Below are 1,181 nucleotides of genomic sequence, written 5' to 3'. Positions count from 1 at the left end.
ATAATTCATAAAAAGTCACCCCCAAAGAATAAAAGTCTGTACGATAGTCAATACCTCGATTCATTCGGCCTGTTTGTTCTGGGGAAATATAGGCAAGTGTTCCTTCTAAAATATTAGGATTGATTAATGTTTGAGTCTCTTTTGGTAGTAAAGATGCAATACTAAAATCAATTAATTTAATTTCTTTGCTGTGGGGATTAATTAAAATATTACTCGGTTTGATATCTTTATGAATAATCCGCTCCCTATATAGGATTTCTAAGGCATTGCACAGGGTAATTCCTACTTCTAAAAACTCTATTAAAGATAATTTTTTTTGCTTAAATGCAGCCCATTCTTGAAGAGAAATACCGCCAAAATCTTCCATGACCAAGGCATAACCATTTTGATAGATTTCGAGGCTATAAGTTTGGATAATTAGAGGTGAGTTGAGATTTTTAGTAATAGTATATTGATTGCGAAATTGTACCAGTTCATTGAAATTAGGATAAGAATTTTTCAGCAGTTTGATAACTACAGGTAATTGGTCAACATTACGAACAGCTCTGTACACGATTGTACGACTACCCGAGTAAACTGTTTCAGTGATTTGATAGTTGAGAATTTTAATGGTTGAATTAGGGTTACGATTTTGAAATTTATTTTTCATTGTTATAGTTTTTTTATAATTATTGATTAGTTCGTGTTTTTTTATTTATTTGAATGTCAATAAAAATTTACTTTTATTTAGGCTAATTTAGGTAAAGTAATAATAAATTCCGTTCCTTCTCCGAGTCTAGAATTAACATGAATCTCGCCGTCATGTTTTTTGACGACAATTTGACGGGCGATCGCCAATCCTAAACCCGTCCCTTTTCCCACATCTTTAGTTGTAAATAAGTTGTCGAATATTTTAGCCTTAACCTCTTCATTCATGCCGTGACCATTATCACAAATGGTAATTTTTACTCCTTGATTTTCTACTGAAGTTGTAATTTTAATTCGGTTGGGATTAACCTCAATTTCTGCAAAACTTAAACCAGTATTTGATTCATCTAAAGCATCAATAGCATTAGCAATAATATTCATAAATACCTGATTTAATTGACCGGGAAAACAATCAATTTTTGGTAAATCTCCATAATTTTTAATTACTTCAATAGCAGGACGATGTTGATTTGCTTTGAGGCGATGTTTGAGAA

General features: G+C 31.7%; 2 protein-coding genes. Both read right to left on the bottom strand.

The annotated features are described in order from the left end of the window. Nucleotides 1–649, bottom strand: a 649-nt coding sequence (locus tag F6K15_RS37945) for a serine/threonine-protein kinase (protein ID WP_293071266.1), incomplete at its 3' end; no start/stop codon positions are given. 77 nt (nt 650–726) lie between these two features. Then, the coding region (locus F6K15_RS37940; protein WP_293071265.1) for a sensor histidine kinase at nt 727–1,181 on the bottom strand (455 nt) is incomplete at its 5' end.

It is taken from the genome of Okeania sp. SIO2B3 (assembly GCF_010672525.1).
GTDB lineage: Bacteria > Cyanobacteriota > Cyanobacteriia > Cyanobacteriales > Microcoleaceae > Okeania.
The sequence above is the reverse complement of the archived record's forward strand: the minus strand, read 5'-3'. Positions and strand labels throughout refer to the sequence as shown.